1 protein-coding gene is annotated in these 1,093 nt (G+C 39.0%); it reads right to left on the bottom strand.

Features of this window, described 5'->3' with window-relative positions; translation table 11 throughout:
• Positions 1-10 precede the first annotated feature (10 nt).
• Positions 11-1,042 (bottom strand): IS110 family RNA-guided transposase, encoded by a 1,032-nt coding sequence (locus CTN07_RS22445; RefSeq protein ID WP_005306631.1) that lies wholly within the window; start codon positions 1,040-1,042, stop codon positions 11-13.
• Positions 1,043-1,093 lie beyond the last annotated feature (51 nt).

The following is a 1,093-nucleotide window of genomic DNA, read 5'->3' as shown; positions in this document are numbered from 1 at the left end:
ATTAAGCAACCTAAGCATAGAGATTACAATCTTTATTAGCTTGGTATTCCTCACCTTTGGTAAGCAAAGCCCATAATATTCGAGCATTTTTATTTGCTAGGGCAACTGCCGCAACATTTGTATTTCTTCGATGGATTAAGCTGCCTAGCCAACCATCGTCTGATAGTGAATTCTTCCTTGCACATATCACAGATCTTGCACCATGAATCAGTAATGTTCGTAGGTATGAGTCACCTCGCTTACTAATCCCGAGTAAAACATTCCGACCACCACTTGAGTGTTGTTTAGGTACTAGGCCTAGCCAAGAAGATAACTGCCGACCATTTTTAAATTCAGTGCCGTCTCCAATTGTCCCTACGATAGCCGTTGCCGTTAACAAACCAATACCAGGTAATGTAGCTATACGTTGGCTTAGAGCATATTGTTTATAATGTTCTTTTAGTATTTTTTCTAATGTTTCAGTATGTTCTCGAAGTTCAGTTAAATGCTGATATAGCTGGGCAAGTACAGCTCGGAAAGTCCCAGGTAGATTATTATCAGCATCTTCTAATATTAAAGGAATATGCTTAAATACGGCTATTTTTCCAGTCGGCATAACGATCCCAAATTCAGCTAATAACCCTCTAATTTGGTTAATCTGAGCTGTTTGGCTTTTAATCAATCCCATGCGAGCCCTATGTACGGATAATAAAGACTGCTGTTCAGGTGATTTAATTGAAACAAACCTCATATTAGGTCTAGTTACCGCTTCACAAATAGCCTCAGCATCGGCTGCATCATTTTTATTTGTTTTAACGTATGGCTTTACAAATTGTGGAGCCATTAGTTTTACGGAATGACCTTGTGATTGCAGTAATCTAGCCCAATAGTGAGCACCGCTGCACGCTTCCATACCAATTAAGCAAGGAGGTTTATTAGCGAAGAAAGCAGTTAATTGATTTCGTTTTATCTTCTGTTTTAATACCGTTTTTCCATGAGAATCAACGCCATGAACTTGATATACATTTTTCGCTAGGTCAATACCTACTGTCACCATAGTCATAATTATCTCTCCTTGCTGGTCGCTTTTGTCATAATAAACGATGGGGAGAGG

The sequence above is a fragment of the Photobacterium damselae genome, assembly GCF_003026815.1.
Taxonomy (GTDB): domain Bacteria; phylum Pseudomonadota; class Gammaproteobacteria; order Enterobacterales; family Vibrionaceae; genus Photobacterium; species Photobacterium damselae.
Note: the sequence above shows the minus strand (reverse complement) of the source record. Positions and strands in the feature narration are given on the sequence as shown.